The 17,097-nt window shown below is 61.3% G+C and carries 22 protein-coding genes; 11 read left to right on the top strand and 11 right to left on the bottom strand.

What is annotated here, in order from left to right:
- Positions 1-195: 195 nt before the first annotated feature.
- From AC3ISG_RS15195 to AC3ISG_RS15170, 6 genes are all read right to left on the bottom strand, one after another.
- Positions 196-585 (bottom strand): response regulator, encoded by a 390-nt coding sequence (locus tag AC3ISG_RS15195; protein WP_122538186.1) that lies wholly within the window; start codon positions 583-585, stop codon positions 196-198.
- Positions 586-894: 309 nt separating this feature from the next.
- The gene (locus AC3ISG_RS15190; RefSeq protein WP_122538188.1) at positions 895-2,226 is read right to left on the bottom strand and encodes a deoxyguanosinetriphosphate triphosphohydrolase; all 1,332 of its coding nucleotides are present in this window, start codon (positions 2,224-2,226) and stop codon (positions 895-897) included.
- Positions 2,227-2,321: 95 nt separating this feature from the next.
- Positions 2,322-3,485 carry an EAL domain-containing protein gene (locus AC3ISG_RS15185; protein ID WP_489297341.1) on the bottom strand — a complete coding sequence of 388 codons (1,164 nt, stop codon included), beginning with the start codon at positions 3,483-3,485 and terminating at the stop codon, positions 2,322-2,324.
- 142 nt (positions 3,486-3,627) lie between these two features.
- Positions 3,628-3,969 carry a hypothetical protein gene (locus tag AC3ISG_RS15180; protein WP_065991490.1) on the bottom strand — a complete coding sequence of 114 codons (342 nt, stop codon included), beginning with the start codon at positions 3,967-3,969 and terminating at the stop codon, positions 3,628-3,630.
- The gene (locus AC3ISG_RS15175) at positions 3,966-4,352 is read right to left on the bottom strand and encodes a phage holin family protein (protein ID WP_122624202.1); all 387 of its coding nucleotides are present in this window, start codon (positions 4,350-4,352) and stop codon (positions 3,966-3,968) included. Before AC3ISG_RS15175 ends, AC3ISG_RS15180 begins: the two co-directional genes overlap by 4 nt.
- Before the next feature lie 5 nt (positions 4,353-4,357).
- Positions 4,358-4,672, bottom strand: a complete 315-nt coding sequence (locus AC3ISG_RS15170; RefSeq protein WP_489297340.1) for an ElaB/YgaM/YqjD family protein — start codon at positions 4,670-4,672, stop codon at positions 4,358-4,360.
- 260 nt (positions 4,673-4,932) lie between these two features.
- On the opposite strand from AC3ISG_RS15170, the gene AC3ISG_RS15165 reads away from it, so the two are divergent.
- Positions 4,933-5,172: a glutaredoxin family protein gene (locus AC3ISG_RS15165; RefSeq protein ID WP_122624203.1), complete on the top strand. Its 240-nt coding sequence runs from the start codon at positions 4,933-4,935 to the stop codon at positions 5,170-5,172.
- A 43-nt stretch (positions 5,173-5,215) separates the two neighbouring features.
- Here AC3ISG_RS15165 and AC3ISG_RS15160 read toward each other — a convergent pair whose 3' ends face one another.
- Complete coding sequence (locus tag AC3ISG_RS15160; protein WP_133771176.1) at positions 5,216-5,482, bottom strand: hypothetical protein; 267 nt, start codon at positions 5,480-5,482, stop codon at positions 5,216-5,218.
- A gap of 411 nt (positions 5,483-5,893) precedes the next feature.
- On the opposite strand from AC3ISG_RS15160, the gene AC3ISG_RS15155 reads away from it, so the two are divergent.
- Positions 5,894-6,784 carry an RluA family pseudouridine synthase gene (locus tag AC3ISG_RS15155; protein ID WP_489297339.1) on the top strand — a complete coding sequence of 297 codons (891 nt, stop codon included), beginning with the start codon at positions 5,894-5,896 and terminating at the stop codon, positions 6,782-6,784.
- A gap of 108 nt (positions 6,785-6,892) precedes the next feature.
- Here the strand turns inward: AC3ISG_RS15155 and AC3ISG_RS15150 are convergent, their stop codons facing one another.
- Together AC3ISG_RS15150 and mobA are read right to left on the bottom strand one after the other, a co-directional pair.
- Positions 6,893-7,117 (bottom strand): YgdI/YgdR family lipoprotein, encoded by a 225-nt coding sequence (locus tag AC3ISG_RS15150; RefSeq protein WP_122538201.1) that lies wholly within the window; start codon positions 7,115-7,117, stop codon positions 6,893-6,895.
- Positions 7,118-7,200: 83 nt separating this feature from the next.
- Positions 7,201-7,791 (bottom strand): molybdenum cofactor guanylyltransferase MobA, encoded by a 591-nt coding sequence (gene mobA, locus AC3ISG_RS15145; protein WP_122538203.1) that lies wholly within the window; start codon positions 7,789-7,791, stop codon positions 7,201-7,203.
- A 78-nt stretch (positions 7,792-7,869) separates the two neighbouring features.
- On the opposite strand from mobA, the gene moaB reads away from it, so the two are divergent.
- A complete protein-coding gene (moaB, locus tag AC3ISG_RS15140; protein WP_122538205.1) occupies positions 7,870-8,409 on the top strand; it encodes a molybdenum cofactor biosynthesis protein B in 540 nt (179 codons plus the stop codon).
- 6 nt (positions 8,410-8,415) lie between these two features.
- Positions 8,416-9,630, top strand: coding sequence for a molybdopterin molybdotransferase MoeA (locus AC3ISG_RS15135; protein ID WP_489297338.1), 1,215 nt, complete (start codon positions 8,416-8,418; stop codon positions 9,628-9,630).
- 517 nt (positions 9,631-10,147) lie between these two features.
- Here AC3ISG_RS15135 and AC3ISG_RS15130 read toward each other — a convergent pair.
- On the bottom strand, positions 10,148-11,980 hold the full coding sequence (locus AC3ISG_RS15130; protein ID WP_122624207.1) for a monovalent cation:proton antiporter-2 (CPA2) family protein: 1,833 nt from the start codon (positions 11,978-11,980) through the stop codon (positions 10,148-10,150).
- 273 nt (positions 11,981-12,253) lie between these two features.
- On the opposite strand from AC3ISG_RS15130, the gene AC3ISG_RS15125 reads away from it, so the two are divergent.
- The 3 genes from AC3ISG_RS15125 to AC3ISG_RS15115 all read left to right on the top strand — a co-directional run bounded on the left by AC3ISG_RS15125 (position 12,254) and on the right by AC3ISG_RS15115 (position 13,448).
- Positions 12,254-12,442: a hypothetical protein gene (locus tag AC3ISG_RS15125; RefSeq protein ID WP_122538211.1), complete on the top strand. Its 189-nt coding sequence runs from the start codon at positions 12,254-12,256 to the stop codon at positions 12,440-12,442.
- A gap of 150 nt (positions 12,443-12,592) precedes the next feature.
- Complete coding sequence (locus AC3ISG_RS15120; RefSeq protein ID WP_037010913.1) at positions 12,593-12,859, top strand: PepSY domain-containing protein; 267 nt, start codon at positions 12,593-12,595, stop codon at positions 12,857-12,859.
- A 157-nt stretch (positions 12,860-13,016) separates the two neighbouring features.
- Positions 13,017-13,448, top strand: a complete 432-nt coding sequence (locus AC3ISG_RS15115) for a GNAT family N-acetyltransferase (protein WP_489297337.1) — start codon at positions 13,017-13,019, stop codon at positions 13,446-13,448.
- Positions 13,449-13,466: 18 nt separating this feature from the next.
- On the opposite strand, the gene AC3ISG_RS15110 is transcribed toward AC3ISG_RS15115, so the two are convergent.
- Complete coding sequence (locus tag AC3ISG_RS15110) at positions 13,467-14,705, bottom strand: NAD(P)/FAD-dependent oxidoreductase (RefSeq protein WP_272629369.1); 1,239 nt, start codon at positions 14,703-14,705, stop codon at positions 13,467-13,469.
- Positions 14,706-14,874: 169 nt separating this feature from the next.
- On the opposite strand from AC3ISG_RS15110, the gene AC3ISG_RS15105 reads away from it, so the two are divergent.
- From AC3ISG_RS15105 to AC3ISG_RS15090, 4 genes are all read left to right on the top strand, one after another.
- Positions 14,875-15,906, top strand: a complete 1,032-nt coding sequence (locus AC3ISG_RS15105; RefSeq protein WP_489297336.1) for an Ldh family oxidoreductase — start codon at positions 14,875-14,877, stop codon at positions 15,904-15,906.
- A 45-nt stretch (positions 15,907-15,951) separates the two neighbouring features.
- Positions 15,952-16,317 (top strand): hypothetical protein, encoded by a 366-nt coding sequence (locus AC3ISG_RS15100; protein ID WP_489297335.1) that lies wholly within the window; start codon positions 15,952-15,954, stop codon positions 16,315-16,317.
- Positions 16,318-16,448: 131 nt separating this feature from the next.
- Complete coding sequence (locus AC3ISG_RS15095; protein WP_272628721.1) at positions 16,449-16,604, top strand: hypothetical protein; 156 nt, start codon at positions 16,449-16,451, stop codon at positions 16,602-16,604.
- Between the two features lie 102 nt (positions 16,605-16,706).
- Complete coding sequence (locus AC3ISG_RS15090) at positions 16,707-17,057, top strand: helix-turn-helix domain-containing protein (RefSeq protein ID WP_122538217.1); 351 nt, start codon at positions 16,707-16,709, stop codon at positions 17,055-17,057.
- Positions 17,058-17,097 lie beyond the last annotated feature (40 nt).

Genomic DNA, 17,097 nt, shown 5'->3' with positions numbered 1-17,097 from the left:
CGTTTACCGCTGATTTAATGCTATGTAGAAACGCGTGTTTATTTCGAATCGGAATAACCCTACGCATTTTTGAATCATGGCCTACCTGTTTAATGTCAACGGTTGCGCCGATAACAACAGGCCTCATGAAAAGCATACTCGGCAGCGCCCTGGCTTATTAAGGGTTATGCCCGGAAAGGACGCACGCGGGTGATGTCAGGCGGGCGCAGAGAGCAGGCTGATCAGCTCCAGAGTGTTGAGCGGTTTGCTCAGGCATCCCAGCAGCGGCAGACCCATCGCTCTGGCTTCGGACTCAAGGTTGGCCAGCGGATCTGCATCGAGGCCGCTGAGCAACACGGCGCGCTGGATCAATCCGCGCCGGTTCGCCGTCTGTATCAGCTCCAGGCCGCACATGCCTGGCAAACGCTGGTCGCAGAGCAGCAGGTCATAAGGCTCGGCGCTGCGCTCCATGGCGCCGAGTGCTTCGCTGGCATTGAGCGCCGGCGTGACGCGGTACAGCCCATGATTGTTCAGCAGGATCTGCAAGGCGATCAGCTGAAACGGATGATCCTCTACCAGCAGGATTCGGAAATCTTTAGTGAACATCGGCGGTTCCAGACGTAGGGGAAGTGAGCGCCGCTGTTTGAAGGCGGGCCGGCGGCGCGCTCGCAGGGCGGGCGGTGTCTTCGGGAGGTAATGGGTCGGGTTGTCCCAAGGCTCGGAAGGCGCGGATTATTCGGCAGGGATGTACGACCAGCGATAAGGGCATTCCGACGGTTGTGTAGGAAATATCCGAACTTGCTGTTGGATTGCCTGAAGCCCCAATGTGAAAAACCCGAATCCGGGCCCTGATTCAGGGCCGGGTTCGGGCTTTTGCCAAGGCCTTCGAAAAGGCGCGAGAGCTAAAAGGCGCCGCTAGACAGGGTTGGAATGGCCGGTCATTTCACGGGCCATTTCGCTGGCGTAGCTGTCGGTCATGCCGGCAATAAAATCGATGACCCTGAGAAAGGACGTGTGCAGCGGCCAGCTCGGGTCGGGTGCGTTATTGCCCAGCAGATCGAGAATCCGTCGGCTCTTGAACGACGGCTCATGCCCGCCGAACTGTTCCAGCGCCGCGCCGCAGAAGGCGTTGAGCAAAATCTCCAGCGTGGTGTAGGCACCGATTTCATGCAGCGTCTTGCGCTTGTCCTGAAAGATCTTCTTGCGCGCCATGTCCTTGGCATTGAGCACACAGCGCTTGGCCGGCCCGTGCATGTGTTCGACCAGATCGCCCTGCAGCGTGCCCGCCAGCAACGCGTCCTGCTGTTCAACAAAAGCGCGCGCGGCGGCGTTGGTCAGGTGTTCGATGGCCTTGCCCCGCAGAATCGCCAGCTTGCGACGGCGCGAGTCATTGGGGCCCAGCTGGCGGTAGGTCTCCGGCAGGTCATCGCCCACCAGACCCAGCAGCAGCGACTCCACTTCGTCGTAGGTGAGCAACTCCATTTCCAGGCCGTCTTCGAGATCGATCAGCGCGTAGCAGATGTCGTCCGCAGCCTCCATCAGGTAAACCAGCGGATGACGTGCCCAGCGTTGATCCTCGATCTGCGGCAGGCCGAGTTTGCCGGCGATCTGCTCCAGGATCGGCAGCTCGCTCTGGTAGCAGCCGAACTTGTGCTTCTTGTAGCCCAGCGAGTCGGCGTGACGGGCCGTCCACGGGTATTTCAGGTAAGTGCCGAGGGTGGCGTAGGTCAGCCGCGTGCCACCCTCGAACTGGTGGTATTCCAGTTGGGTGAGGACGCGAAAACCCTGGGCATTGCCTTCGAAATTGAGGAAGTCATTGCGCTCGACCTCGCTCATCGCGTCCAGCCAGCCACGGCCTGCCGCCTGTTTGAACCAGTTGCGAATGGCGTCTTCCCCAGAGTGTCCGAACGGTGGGTTGCCGATGTCGTGGGCCAGGCAGGCCGATTGCACGACCATGCCCAGATCGCTGGGGTCACACCAGTCGGGCAGGGCACTGCGCAGGGTCTCGCCGACGCGCATGCCCAGCGAGCGGCCGACGCAGCTGACCTCCAGCGAGTGGGTCAGGCGCGTGTGAATATGGTCATTGCTGGTGACCGGGTGAACTTGAGTCTTGCGGCCGAGCCGGCGAAATGCACCGGAGAAGATGATCCGGTCGTGGTCCTTGTGGAAAGGACTGCGCCCCAGTTCCTCAGGGCTGTGGAGGGTCTTGCCAAGGCGCTCGCGGGTAAGCAGGGTTTGCCAATCCAAGGCCGGTACTCCGTAGAATGATTACCACGCTAGCTTCCCGGTTCACCCCGTACGCTGCAAGCACAAGATCGCCGAAAGGGTATCCACAGACAGCCTCAAAACCCGGCCGCGTCGACATCGATCAGCAACAGTCGCTCGCCGTTGTCGAAGAACTGCCCGGCCGTCAGGCAGTACTGATTGCTGGTGGCGTCGCGGTAGGTGCTCGACAGCGTCAGGCGCCGCTCGTGCCAGCCTTCGGCCAGCAAGTGATAGAAATAGGGCCGCCAGGACCAGTTATGGCCCAGATACCGAGCATCCGGGCTCCACGCGCCGTTGCGCCATTCCAGATTGGGCGTCAGCTGCGTGCCGTGGCGGTCGCATTGATAAAAGCGCAGCAACCAGGGGAATTCCGTGACCTGGGGCAAGTCGCTCAGCGGGGCATCGTTCTCGGCCCAGCTCTGCAGCCGGGACATCAGTTGCGTGACCTGCTTGCGCAGCGTCATCAGCCGTTCACGCTCGGCCACTTTTTTCATCACGTAACGATCGCGCAGGGCAGCGAAGCGCTCGACGAACGCATCGGCCTCGAAGAAAGCCAACTGCGCCGGCGCAAACAGATAGCCCTGAACGTAGCGCGAGCCGCACTCAAGAGCGAAGTCCAGTTCGGCCTCGGTCTCGACACCTTCAGCGATGATCCAGCAGCCGGTTTTCTCGGCCATCTGCGCGAGGGCTTTGACCACATCGCTGCTGGGGCCGCCCCGCGCCGCGGCTTGAAACAGACGCATGTCGAGTTTGAGGATGTCGGGTTGCAGCGCAAGCACCCGGTCCAGCTGCGAATAGCCGGCGCCGAAATCATCGATGGCAATGCGTGCCCCGGCGTCGCGGTAGCGAGCCACGACGTCCTTCAGCCGCTGGCCGTCGCCGCTCAATTCGGTGATCTCAAAGACGATACGTTCTGCAGGAATGCCGTAGGTCTGCAGTTGTTTGAGGCTGGGCGGCGATTCATCGTGGCGCAGGCGGGTGATCCATCGTGGCGAGATGTTCAGGCTCAGAAACCAGTCGCCCGGCGCTTCGTGCAACCGGCTGAGGGCGTTGTCGCGAATCTGACGATCCAGCCGACGCAGTTGCACGGCCGGGCGTCGCGGATCCGCAAACAACGGACCGACCGATTGCAGACCGCCGTCTGCCTGGCGCAGGCGGCCCAGTGCTTCAACGCCGGCAATGCGGCCTGTCGCGGTGTCGATGAACGGCTGAAAACAGGCGAGCGGTTGCCCATCGAACACGGGGCCTCCTTAGTGACGATTGATGGAAGCGGTGCTGGCGAAGGCTTGGCTGTGGGATTTTCGCTCGACAAACACCGACGCCTTGCCCGATACGAATATCGGGCAAGGCGCGGATTGTTAGCAAGAATGCAGCCAGAAGGCTTTAGCGACGGCGGGACGAGTTCTGCAGGGCCATCTTGATTAACGGCAAAACAGTTGCGCTGAATTTGATCAGGCGGGTAACGCTGCCGGTTTTTTTGCTGCGCGTGCCCTTGCCAGTGAGAAACCCCAGCAAGGTGACAGCTCCGACGCCCCACAGCGGCCCGTGCTTGATGCCGAGGGAGCCAGGCAGGTCGGAAGCCATGCCGCGCATGCGTTGCAGGGGATGCATCAGGCGCGAGGATTCCTGACGGATTTCTTGCCGGTGCATCTCCATGCGCAGCCGGATCAGCGCCTTGCGCAACTCGCGACGGTTGTGGGTCTGGGGCAATTGAGGTGCGCTCATGGCATCAGTCGCTCGCGGTCGTTTGCCAGTTCTTCCAGTGTCGAATGGAAGGGTGAGGACTCATCGAAAACAGCTGCCTTGAGCCGCATTGCGCAGAACAATGCCGCCAGGGTGTATAACCCGCACAGGCCGATGATTCCGTAGAGGCGATAGCTGTCCCAGACCAGAATCAGCAGCAACGCGGACAGGCCGATGAGCAGCAGCAACGCGAAAACCAGCGCCAGGCCGGCGAACAGCAACAGCCTGACCGTACGGGCTTTCTGTTCCTGAAGCTCGATGCCGAACAGTTCGACATGGGTGTGCAACAGCCCCAGAAAAGCCGCACCCAGCCGCCGCGGCGAAGAGGATTGATCGGTCCCGGTTGGACCTGTCGGCTGCGTCATGGCCGTTAGCGCCGGGTGGCCAACAGGCCCAGCAGGAAGCCGACGCCAGCTGCGATGCCTACCGATTGCCATGGGTTGCTCTGCACATAGTCCTCGGTGACGATGACCGCTTCCTTGCCGCGGGCGCGGAGGGTTTCTTCGGTCAGTTTGAGGGTTTCGCGGGCACGGACCAGGCTTTCGCGGATCTGCTCGCGCAGTTCGTCGGCCTGTTCACCGGCCAGAGAGGCCGTGTGCGCCAGCAATTTTTCCGTATCGGCAACCAGCGTCTGGAAGTCAGACATCAATATGTCCTGGGCTTTGTCTGCTGTAGGTCGAGCCATGGTTTTCTCCTTAGGGGATGACGATATGGGGTTTCGAGTATGGCGCATTCCTGAAGGTTCATTCCAATCGCGTCAACAGGTCTGCCGTTTCGCTTGAAGCGGTTTTTGCGCTGTTCCGGTGCGCCCGCCGGACGTCGCGCTCCAGTGTGGGTGGGCGACGGGAGGGGGGCGGGAAGCCTGCGCAGGCTCGACGGTATTCGCGGCCAGCTCTAGACTTCCAGATCAAACCCTTGGAATCACAGCCACAGAGGGGCCCGGCCATGCCATCGGAATGTCAGCTGTTTGGAACGTTGGGGTGTCATGTGTGCGAGGTGGCCGAAGCCGAACTGATGCCGCTGGTGGAGCACGGCTTGATGGTGGAGCTGGTCGACATCGCCGAGAGCGAGGCGTGCTACGAAACCTACAGCCTGAGGATTCCCGTGCTGAGGCGGGCAGACACCGGTGCCGAACTGGACTGGCCGTTCGACACCGATCAGGTCGTGCTGTTTCTGAGCGACTGACGCGCGTGGGATGAGTGCATAACCGCGCGCGTCTTGACTGGCTTCAGAGGTATTGCGTGTCGACCACCATGGCTTGAGCGACGGCGGCTTTCTGCTCGTCGGTCATGCCGTCCCAGACGTGCACTTTGGCGTAGTAGCCAAGGCCGGCGACGATGTACAGGCTCAGGGTGAGTACGATGAACACCGACATGAACGTCCAGCGACCCACGTCATGGTCCTCGTTGGAAAACGACTGGGAGTAGTTTTCGTCGTTCTGCGAAGAAGTCCCGGTGGAGAGACGTTTGATCCATTGGAAGAATTGAACCAGCATGGGCGTAACCTCAAAAAGTGGCGAAAGAAAAAAGTCGTGGGCACTGGCGCTCTACGCGCGACACAAACGCTGAAAACGAAAAAAGCCCGTCGATGACGGGCTTTCTTTTTATGGGTTTCAGGTCTGGCAGGCGTTTTCGATTTCAGTCACGTAGAAGTTCGTGTCCGCTCGGATTCGCGCCTGCTTGCCGATTTCGAAACATTTTAGGACAAATCATTTTGCGCATCCAGCGCCGGACCGTGGTTGTCAGACAACTGGCGCCGGTTTTCCGTGCGGCATAACGTCGCGCACTTCTGTATCGCCCGGGCTAGAGCCCTCCGGCAAAGCCGTTATCTACGCGGTCGCGCAAAGGTTCTTCGGCGTAGATAATGCCAGCCTTGCTGCTATCACCACTTTTATTCTGAGCTGTTTATGTCCGCACCTGTATTTACCGCTGCCCACCGTCAAGCCAGCACGTTGTATCTGCCGCCCGGACCGTGGCTGACGGTGCTCGATTGCCTGTGCGAGCGCTTCAGTGCCATCAGCCGCGAGCAGTGGCTGGACCGGATCGCGCGGGGCAAAGTGCTTGATGCCGACGGCCAGCCGATCGCCGTGGACCTTAAGTACCGCGAAGGCCTGCGCATCCATTACTTTCGCGAAGTGCCCAACGAGACGCCGATCCCGGTGCAGGAGTCGATCCTGTATGCCGACGAGCATCTCGTGGTCGCTGACAAGCCGCATTTTCTGCCCGTCACACCGGCGGGCGGGTACGTTGAGCAGACCCTGCTGCGACGGTTGATCCGTACCCTCGACAATCCCGATCTGGTGCCTTTGCACCGCATCGACCGGCATACGGCAGGGCTGGTGCTGTTCTCGGCCAACAAGCAGACGCGGTCGGCCTATCAGGCGCTGTTTCCGACCCGGCAGATTGAAAAGCGCTACGAGGCGATAGCGCCTGCGCTCCCGGACATGGCGTTTCCGCGTGTTCACAAAAGCCGCCTGGTCGATGGCGAACCCTTCTTTCGCATGCAAGAGGGCGAGGGCCCGAGCAACACGGAAACCCGGGTTGTGGTCAGCGAAAAAAAGGGCGGGCTCTGGCGGTACGCGCTGTATCCGGTGACGGGGAAAAAACACCAGCTACGCGTGCACATGGCCGCCCTGGGCGCTGGCATCTGCAATGACCCGTTCTATCCCGACGTGCTCAAGGACGCCGTGGACGACTACGCCAACCCGCTGAAACTCCTTGCCCAGGGATTGCGCTTTGTTGATCCGGTGACGGGGCAGGAGCGGGTATTCGAAAGCCGGATCACGTTGGATTGGTAGCGCGCTAGATGGGGCTGCGGGTGATTGAAGGCAAAAAAAGACCCGCTCGATTGGCGGGTCTTTTGCTCTCTGCGACGGTGTGTTCAAACCCTCGCGATCAAGCCGGGATCACAGTTCTTTAACGGTGCGAACCTGATCCTTGTTGATGCGGGTTTCTTTGCCGTCCAGCTGCTTGAACTCGTAGAAGCCCGACTCTTCATCGAACTTCGGCTCGTCGGTTGCCTGGATTTCACGGCCGTCGTTCAGCGTGATCACGGTGGGCGACGAGCAACCGGCAAGACCGGCAAGGCTCAGCGCGAGCAGAAAGGCGGCAGGAAGAGTCCGTTGTTTCATTGCTGTGTCTCCGGGAATTTTATTTAGTGATGTGTCTGACGCAGAGTGTAACGGCAAAGTTCCATGAAACCTGCCCGCTGCGCTCAGGCCTTGATCTCGGTCAATAGATCCGGCGTGTTGAGGTTGGCGAGGCGCGGGTCGTCGGCCTCGCACTGCAACCCGACGGCGCGCAACTCTGCCAGGGTCCGGCGCGGGCTGCGCTGTCCTTCCCGCCAATGCTGTTCGAACACCTGTGCGTGGCAGGTGGGAATGCAACACAGAAGCGGTTCCCACTGCTCGCCCTGGCGGACCATGACTGGCGTTCCGGAAGTGGCCGCGCTCTGGCGCAGGCCGTCGAGAATCTCACGATCCAGCAGCGGCATGTCACAGGGGATGACCAGCAGATAGTCATGTCTGGCCACGGCAAGACCGGCGCGAATACCCGCGTAAGGGCCGGGGAAGTCCTGTTGCTCATCCTCCACCAGTTGGTCGGCGTAGCGCGCGTACTGCTCGCGGTTGCGGTTGCACGACACGATCACATGGTCCGTGAGCGGTCGCACCAGCCCGTATAAATGCTCGATAAAAGGCTTGTCGCGCCAGGTGATCAGGCCTTTGTCACGCCCGCCCATGCGCCGACCCTGGCCTCCGGCAAGCAGCAGGATAGAGCAGGGCGGGAGGGCTTCGGAAGGGGTCATGATCAGCTCGGTTGGCGCGGAAAAAAGCAGGTGCTGTGATATAACACCGCCCTGTTTCCTCTACAACCGGACCTCGCCATGAAAGCCAAGGCAGACTCGCCTTTCGTACCCCTGAACATCGCTGTTCTGACGGTCAGTGACACCCGTACTTTTGAAACCGATACCTCCGGCCAGATGTTCGTCGACCGCCTGACCGCTGCAGGTCATGGCCTGATCGAGCGCGTGTTGCTCAAAGATGACCTGTACAAGATCCGCGCCCAGGTGGCGACCTGGATCGCCGACGATGAAGTACAAGTCGTGCTGATCACCGGCGGCACCGGCTTCACCGGTCGCGACAGCACCCCGGAAGCCGTGGCCTGTTTGCTGGACAAACAGGTGGATGGCTTTGGCGAGCTGTTCCGCCAGATTTCCCTGCCCGACATCGGCACCTCGACCATTCAGTCCCGCGCCCTTGCCGGTCTGGCCAACGGCACGCTGGTCTGCTGCCTGCCGGGCTCGACCAACGCGGTGCGCACCGGCTGGGACGGCATCCTCGCCGATCAGTTGAACAACAGCTTCCGCCCGTGCAATTTCGTGCCGCACCTGAAGAAGGCCGAACCCTGCGCGACCCGCGGGTGAGCCTCCATGAGCGCAACTGAAATGAGTCGCCTGATGCCGGTCGAAGAGGCCATGCAGCGGTTGATGGATCTGGCCGCCAACGCGCCGATCAGCGAGCGTGAAACCGTGGCGCTGGCCGATGCCCAGGGGCGCGTGCTGGCTGAGGATCTGATTTCGACGCTGGATTTGCCGCCGTGGCCCAACAGCGCCATGGACGGATACGCGATGCGCGTGGCGGACTGGACCGGCGAGCCGTTGCCAGTGAGCCAGCGGATCTTCGCCGGGCAAGCGCCCGAGCCGTTGCAGCCGGGCACTTGCGCGCGAATCTTCACCGGCGCGCCGGTTCCTGAAGGGGCTGACTGCGTCGAGATGCAGGAAAATGCCGAGGTTCAAGCCGACGCGACCGTGCGCTTTCTCGAACCGTTGAGCACCGGTCAGAACATCCGCCCCAAAGGCCAGGAAACCACCGTCGGCGACAAGGTGCTGGATGCGGGCACGGTCCTGAACCCGATCGAACTGGGCCTCGCTGCGACCATGGGTTTTGGCCAAGTGCAGGTTGTGCGCCGCGCCCGGGTGGCCGTGCTGTCCACGGGCGATGAGTTGATCGAGCCGGGGCAGCCGTTGGGCCCGGGGCAGATCTACAACAGCAATCGCGTGTTGCTGTGCAGTTGGCTGGCGCGACTGGGCTGCGAAGTGGTCGATGCGGGCATCCTTCCCGACAACCTCGAGAAAACCCGCGCGGCGCTGGGCAGCCTCAACGACGTCGACCTGATCCTCTCCACGGGCGGCGTGTCCGTCGGCGAAGCGGATTTTCTCGGTCACGCGCTGCGTGAAGAGGGCGAGATCGCTCTTTGGAAACTGGCGATCAAACCGGGCAAGCCGCTGACATTCGGCCATTTCCGTGGCGTGCCGGTGATCGGCCTTCCGGGCAATCCGGCCTCCACGCTGGTGACCTTCGCACTGCTGGCCCGGCCCTATCTGCTCAGACGCCTCGGCGTGCAGGCCGTCAAGCCGCTGCAATTCCAGGTGCCTGCTGCGTTCGTCTGGACCAAACCTGGAAGCCGGCGCGAGTACTTGCGCGGACGCCTTGAACAGGGCCGCCTGGTTGCCTACCGCAACCAGAGCTCGGGTGTGCTGCGCAGCGCGGCCTGGGCCGACGGGCTGATCGAGATCGTGGAAGGCACGACGGTGGCGGAGGGCGACCTGCTCAACTTCATTCCGCTGAGCGAGGTCATGGGCTGAAGAGGTGAGCCTTCTTCAGAAGGCTCAATCTCACGAGCGGGGAGTTGGCGGAGTTTTCACCTGCACTGCATAACGTGTGGGAGCGAGCTTGCTCGCGAATGGGCCGTGTACGCTCCACCTTTCCGGAGGCTGAAACACTGCCTTGGTGAGCAAGCTCACACAGGAAGTGTCCGCAATACTGTCAGCGCCTGGGCTGGCCTCTTCCCGGCTAAAGCCGGTCCCACTAAACAGCAGCGCATGTATTCTGTGGGACCGGCTTCAGCCGGGAAGCTTTTGATCTTGATCGTTCCCCCGCTCTGCGTGGGAATGCATCCCGTGACGCTCCGCGTCACCTTCCCCGGCCTGAATGCGCGTCGTCTGCGGGATGCAGAGCGTCCGGGGCGGCGTTACCACGCAGAGCGTGGGAACGATCAAAAGGGGGATTTTGGCTTGATGACAACCATAGAATCTCCCACAGGTCCCATGCGCCGGTGATCGTGGCATGGGCCTGATCTTGCACGTCGATCCGCCGCTTAGCCTATTTCCTGGCCTTGGCGGCAGGCTGCGCGTCACTCGCTTCCTCATCGATCCGGTCGGATTCGAACAGCTCGGACAATTCAGTCCGGGCTTCCAGCGCGCTTTGCATGACCTTCGCGGCATCATCGTAGATCAGGTGCTGGCGATTCAGCACTTGTTCGTCGTGGCGCTTGAACCGATCAATGCGCGCGGCCGCCTGGGTTTCACTCAGGCCCAGGCCGATCAGCGTACGCCGGGTCATTTCCAGGCTCGAATAGAAGGTTTCCCGCACCGCCTCGGCATCCAGGTCCAGCAAGCGGTGAACGTGCTGGCGGTTACGAGCGCGAGCAATGATCTTCATGTGCGGGTAGAGCCTGCGCACCAGCTCGGCGGTCTTGATGTTGGTGTCCGGGTCGTCCGTGGCGATGACGAAATATTCGGCCTGGTCCACCTTCGCGGCGCGCAGGATTTCCGGACGCAGCGGGTCGCCATAGAACACCGGCACATTACCGAAACTGCGGGTGAACTCGATGGTTTCCACCGAGGTGTCCAGTGCAATGAACGGGATGTTCTGCGCGCGCAGAATACGCGCAACGATCTGCCCCATCCGGCCCATGCCCGCGATGACCACGCGCGGGTTGTCCGATTCGATTTCCTTGTACTCTGCCGGCACTTCCTTGATCACGGGCTTTGGCTTGAGCCAGCGCGACAGGGCCAGCAGCAGCAATGGCGTCAGCGCCATCGACAAGGTGATCGTCAGCACCAGCGTGTCGTACAACGCGGCATCGAACAGGCCCTGATCACGGCCGATCTTGAACACCACGAACGCAAATTCACCGCCCGCCGCCAGGACCAGCCCCAGGCGCAGCGCGCTCTGCTTGCCGAGGCCGCCCGCCAGACGTCCGACGAAGAACAGCAACGGCAACTTCAAGCCGATCAGCAGTAGCGTCAGGCCCAGCACCGTCAGTGGCGAGTTGATCAGCAGGCCGATGTTGGCGCCCATGCCGACGCTGATGAAGAACAGCCCCAGCAGCAGGCCTTTGAACGGTTCGATCTGCGCTTCCAGCTCATGACGGTATTCGGAATCCGCCAGCAGCAGGCCGGCAAGAAATGCGCCCAGCGCCATGGACACGCCCACCAGGTCCATCAGCCACGCCGTGCCGATCACCACCAGCAGAGCGGTCGCCGTGGAGACTTCCTGCAGTTTGGTTTTGGCGACGATGCGAAACACCGGCCGCAGCAGGTAACGACCGCCGACCACGACAATGGCGATGCCGCCGAGCACTTGCAGGCCGTGACGCAGGGAATCGCCGGAACCGGCATCGTGAGAACCGCCTGCCAGCATCGGCACCAACGCGATCAGCGGAATGGCGGCGATGTCCTGGAACAGCAGAATGGCGAAGGCCAGGCGACCGTGGGGTGCGTTGAGCTCCTTGCGTTCGGCCAGGCTTTGCAGACCGAAGGCGGTCGATGACAACGCCAGCCCCAGGCCGAGCACCACGGCGCTGTTCAGCGGCTGATTGAAGCCCAGCAACGCGACCGCGCCAATGACCACCCCCGTTAGCAGCACCTGTGCCATGCCGACACCGAACACCGATTTGCGCATGGTCCAGAGGCGTCGCGGCGACAACTCCAGGCCAATGATGAACAACAATAGCACCACGCCCAGCTCGGAGATGTGCGCGACGCTCTGCGGGTCGCCAATCAGGCCGAGGCAAGACGGGCCAATGATCACACCCGCGATCAGGTAGCCGATCACGGCGCCCAGTTGCAGACGTTTGGCCAGAGGAACCGTGAGAACGGCGGCGAGCAGGAACACGACTGCGGCCTGCAACAGGCTGCCTTCATGGGGCATTGGGGACTCCTTGTTGAAAGAGGGGGGAGGAAAAATCTGCGTTGTTGGCAGACACGTCCTACAGCCCTGAAATGCTTCAGCGACTAAAAAGTGCGCGTATTAAACCACGTGAAAGTGACGGAAATCAGCGGCCGAGACGCTTCGCCGCAGCGGGGACGTAGCCTGGCACAGCCCTGGCGCGGGCGGTGGCGTGCCAGCGCCGACCCGAGCAGGTACCATGTCCGCACATTTGCACTGCGGCCCACATCTCGACCCGTTTTCAGGAATCCCGTAATGACCAACAAACAGCGTCTGATTTATTCGATCATCATCGCCTTGAGCGTTCTGGCGATCATGCTTGGCCTGTCCCACCTACAGACCACTGGCGTGCTCAGCGAGAAGACCTTTCAATACATCGCGATCTTCGTTGCTGTTGTCGTGGTGGTGTTGAACGGTGTGCTGCGTCGCAAGGTCAAGCGCTGATCCGCGTTCGCGCAGTGTTAAACCGCTGTCTGCGGTGGTATCCATTCGGCAGCATCAAGCGGTTACAAAACCTCGGATGAACTTATTTTCCGGTCACGAACTCCAAAATTTCGCATTCAAAAAGCCCGCAAAGGGAAATGGAGTTCAATCATGATCAAGAAACTTACCGCTGCCGTTCTCGCCACCGCTGCCCTGACCACCGCACAGTTCGCCCTGGCGGACAAACCGGGCGCTGGCTGGATCACCATCGAAAAAGCGATCGAAAAAGCCAAGTCGGCGGGTTACACCGAGATCTACAAGATCGAAGCCGACGACAATGGCTACTGGGAAGGTGAAGGCCGCAAAGCTGACAGCCTGACCTACGAATTCCGCATCGACGGCACCTCCGGTAACGTCCTGCGCGATCAGAAGGACTGATCGACCCAGCGCTTTAGCGCATGTGGAGGCCCCCGGGGCTTCCACATCCCTTCTCACTGATTCCCTCTAGTCCGTTGCTTTAACCTCTCGCAGCTTTACTCCCTTCCGCATATCCGACAACCTTGGCGTCCCCATTTCCGTCAGCAGGAAGCGACGCATGAGTGTCCGTATCGAATTCAAATCCAACCCCTCCGAAGAAGAACGCCTGCAGATCCTTGAACCACTGAGGGCCTACAACGCGGCCATGGCAGGCGACGGCAAGCACGAAAAGTTTGCCTTGTTTGTCCGCGACGAACAGACCGACGCCGTGCTCGGCGGCCTCCACGGCCGTATTCTTTACAGCTGGCTGTTCATCGAACTGCTCGTGGTACCTGAACAGGCCCGGGACCAGCGCATGGGCAGCCAGTTGATGGCGATGGCCGAAGACCTCGCCCGCGAGCGGGGCTGCGTTGGCGTCTGGCTCGACACCTTTGATTTCCAGGCGCCGGAGTTCTACCGCAAGCATGGCTATGAACAGTTTGGTCGGCTGGATGACTATCCGCCCGGGCACCAGCGCCTGTTCTTTCAGAAGCGGTTGCAGGGGGAATAGTCAGCGGCGCGCCGAGGTTTACCCGAATCGGTCCGGGCTGTAAGGCGCGGGATCGGTAAAGGGCTTGGCGCCGCTCATCATTTCCGCCAGCAATCGACCGGTGACCGGGCCCAGAGTCAGACCGTGGTGCGCGTGCCCAAAGTTGAACCACAGCCCTTTGTGCGACGCCGCCGGTCCAATGACAGGGCGCATGTCCGGCAAACAGGGCCGACGACCCAGCCAGGGTTCAGCGTCCAGCCGCTCGCCCAACGGATAAAGCGTTCGGGCGATGGCCTCGCAGCGGCGCAGCTGGATCTCGTTGATGGGCGCGTCGGGTGCGGCGAACTCGACGCCGGTGGTCAGTCGGATACCCCGCGCCATGGGCGCCAGCACATAGCCCGCCTGGGCATCGATGATCGAGTGTTGCAACGGCGCATCCGGTTTTGCTGCGTAATGCATGTGGTAGCCGCGCTTGATCCCCAGGGGAATGCGGTATCCAAAGCGGGCGGTCACCTCCGTTGATTGCGGCCCCAACGCCACCACTGCGTTTTGCGCCCGCACCAGCCCCTCGCGGGTCTCTACCTGCCAGCTGCCGTCGTGCTGACAAAGACTGCGCGCGTCACCTTTGAGCAACAGGCCGCCGCGCTCAACGAACAACGCCGCATAACCGCGAACCAGTGCACCGGGATCGCTCACGCTTTTCGGGTCGAGCCAGTGGATGGCGCCCAATGCCCCGCTCAGATGCGGCTCGCGATCGCGCAACTGGCTTGCATCAAGCACCTCATAACGCAGCCCGTGACGGTCGTAAGTGCGAGCATCGGCCACTGCCAGATCAAATTCCCCCCGGTCGTGATAGAACTCGATCCAACCCTTGGCGCGGATCAGCGAGGTCATGCCTGAGGCCTCGGCCAGCAGGTCATGCTCACTGACGCAGCGTTCGATCAGCGGCAGCATTGCGCGGCTCGCGCTGGCCAGTTTGTCGGGCGAGGAGTTCTGCCAGTACTGAAACAGCCAGGGCGCGATCGTTGGCAGCCAGGCCGGGCTGAACCGCAGGGAAGACTGCCGGTTGAGGGCATAACGCGCCAGCCGCGACCACTCACGGGGAAAGGCGTACGGGACGATGCTGGAGCGCTCGATCAAGCCGGCATTACCGTGACTGGTGCCAGCTCCTGGCTCATCACGGTCCAGCAAGACCACCCGCTGGCCTGCCGCTTGCAGGTGCAGCGCAGAACAGACGCCGATGATACCGGCGCCGAGGACGACGGTCTGGCAATCAATGGTTGGGGAATCCATGGTGAGATCCTTGTTCGGTTGAGGGCAGGGCAGCCACTGCAGCAGGCCCGCAGTTTACCGGCTTGTTGCTGGGCATTACTCTTCAAACGAGCGTCTCCAGACACCTGTCTTTTCTGTTCCGCTTCCACATCCAATAATCACAAAGGAGCTTCAGATGCCTTCGATGCACGACAGCCAGACCACCCGGACCATTTCCTTTGCCGATCTGACAGAGCTGCTGCGGCAGATCTTCCTGCTCCATGGCACCTCGCCCGAGGTGGCGCGGGTACTGGCCGCCAATTGCGCGGCCGCCGAGCGCGACGGGTCCCACAGCCATGGCATCTTCCGCATCAAGGGTTATCTGTCGTCGCTGGCGGCGGGTTGGGTCGATGGTCAGGCTGAGCCAAAGGTCGAGGACGTCGGCGCGGCGTTTGTGCGCGTCGATGCCATGGGCGGCTTTGCCCAGCCGGCGATGCAGGCGGCGAAAGCCCTGGTGATCGAAAAAGCGCGGAACGCCGGGATCGCCATTCTGGCCATCCGCAACTCCCATCACTTCGCCGCGCTGTGGCCGGACGTCGAGCCGTTCGCTCAGGAAGGGCTGGTGGCCTTGAGCGTGGTCAATAGCATGACCTGCGTCGTGCCCCACGGTGCGCAAAAACCCTTGTTTGGCACCAACCCCATCGCCTTCGCCGCGCCACGCGCTGACGGTCAGCCCATCGTGTTTGATATGGCCACCAGCGCCATCGCCCACGGCGACGTGCAGATTGCCGCCAGAGAGGGGCGCATGCTTGCGCCGGGAATGGGCGTTGATCGCAACGGCGTGCCGACCGAAGACCCGAAAGCCATTCTCGACGGTGGCGCGTTGCTGCCATTCGGGGGTTACAAGGGTTCGGCGCTGTCGATGATGGTGGAGCTGCTGTCCGCTGCACTCACGGGCGGCAATTTCTCGTTCGAGTTCGACATGTCCATGTCGCCCGGCGCGCAAACCCCGTGGACCGGCCAGGTCATCATCGTCATCGATCCGGACAAGGGCAGTGGTCAGGCATTCGCCGAACGCAGCGAAGAACTGGTCCGGCAGATGCACGGCGTCGGCCAGCAGCGCATGCCGGGTGATCGCCGCTACGGCCAGCGTGAACAGTCATTGAAGGAGGGGATTGTGTTGTCGGCAGATGACCTTGAGCGGCTCGAAGCACTGGCACGCGTCTAAGCGTCTGGCTTCGGTTTCGGCCCGCGTGGCGCCAGGCAGGCAGCCATGAGTGATGACACTGTCGAGCCTGATCGCCATGACCATTCGTCGCGACAGGCCTTGCGCTCGGGGTTCGTTGAAAATACTGTATGTTTAAACAGTATCGAGAAGAAGAGAGCGCTCATGCAAACCAATCACTCCAATACCCGCCCGGAATTCGCTGCGCAAAAGAACGAGTCGTCGTTCAGCAGCGTTTGGGGCAACGAGATGCAGCGTGAGGATTTTCTTGCCCTGGCATCAGGGCTTCGCCAGTTCAGCGCCAGTCAGGCCGACCTGGCATTCGCGCCATCAAGCGCTGGCTACGCAACAGGCTATGCAACGGGCCACGCAAGTAGCTATGGAACTGAGCAGGGTCAGCTTGCGGGGGAGTGATGTGAGGGCGCGTGCTCCACGCAACACGGCCACAATCGATTCAGGGTTTGAATCGCACCAGAACCGGGACGGGCGTTTGACCGCGCACTGTGTCGTCTGCGTCAGGCTGGCGTGATTTACCGGTGCGAATCATGGCCAGCGCAATCAAGGTGCCGACGGCCGATAGCGCCAACCAACCCAGTAAGAAAGAAATCATCGTCTGGTTCTCCGAACTACAGAAATCGGGCTGCCATTCGAAAGGAATAGCGGTACATCAGAACCTATCGGCCATGGTGGGGATTCCTTGAGCCGTCAATTCGGAAGATTGACCAAATGGGCTCAAGGGCGCAACTCCCTCGGACCAATGGGGTCTTGCTCTTTGAACACAGTCAATTTCAGGACCCTCATTTATGAAAGATCTCGGCTCACGTCTGAAAGAAGAACGCAAACGGCTCGGGCTGTCGCAACAGGACTTCGGTTCCATCGGTGGCGTAGAGGCCAATGCCCAAGGCAAGTACGAGAGCGGTGAACGCATTCCGCGCTCCGATTACCTGGCGGCGCTTGGCAAAAAAGGCATCGACGTCATGTACGTGTTGTCGGGTGAGCGGACGCCCATCGCCACCGATACACTGAACGAGGCAGAGCGGGCGGTCATTACTCATTACCGGGCGCTTAGCGAAGACGACCGCGAGGCGATTTCGCAATTAGCCACGTCGCTTTCCGAGTGCGCGACCGAGTTCTCCCAATCCCGCTCAGCGTAAGGACGTTTGTCTTAAGAGATGCCCGCAGCGGTTGCGTGAA

It is taken from the genome of Pseudomonas sp. GL_135, from assembly GCF_057834665.1.
This window is presented reverse-complemented; position numbering and strand designations above follow the sequence as displayed.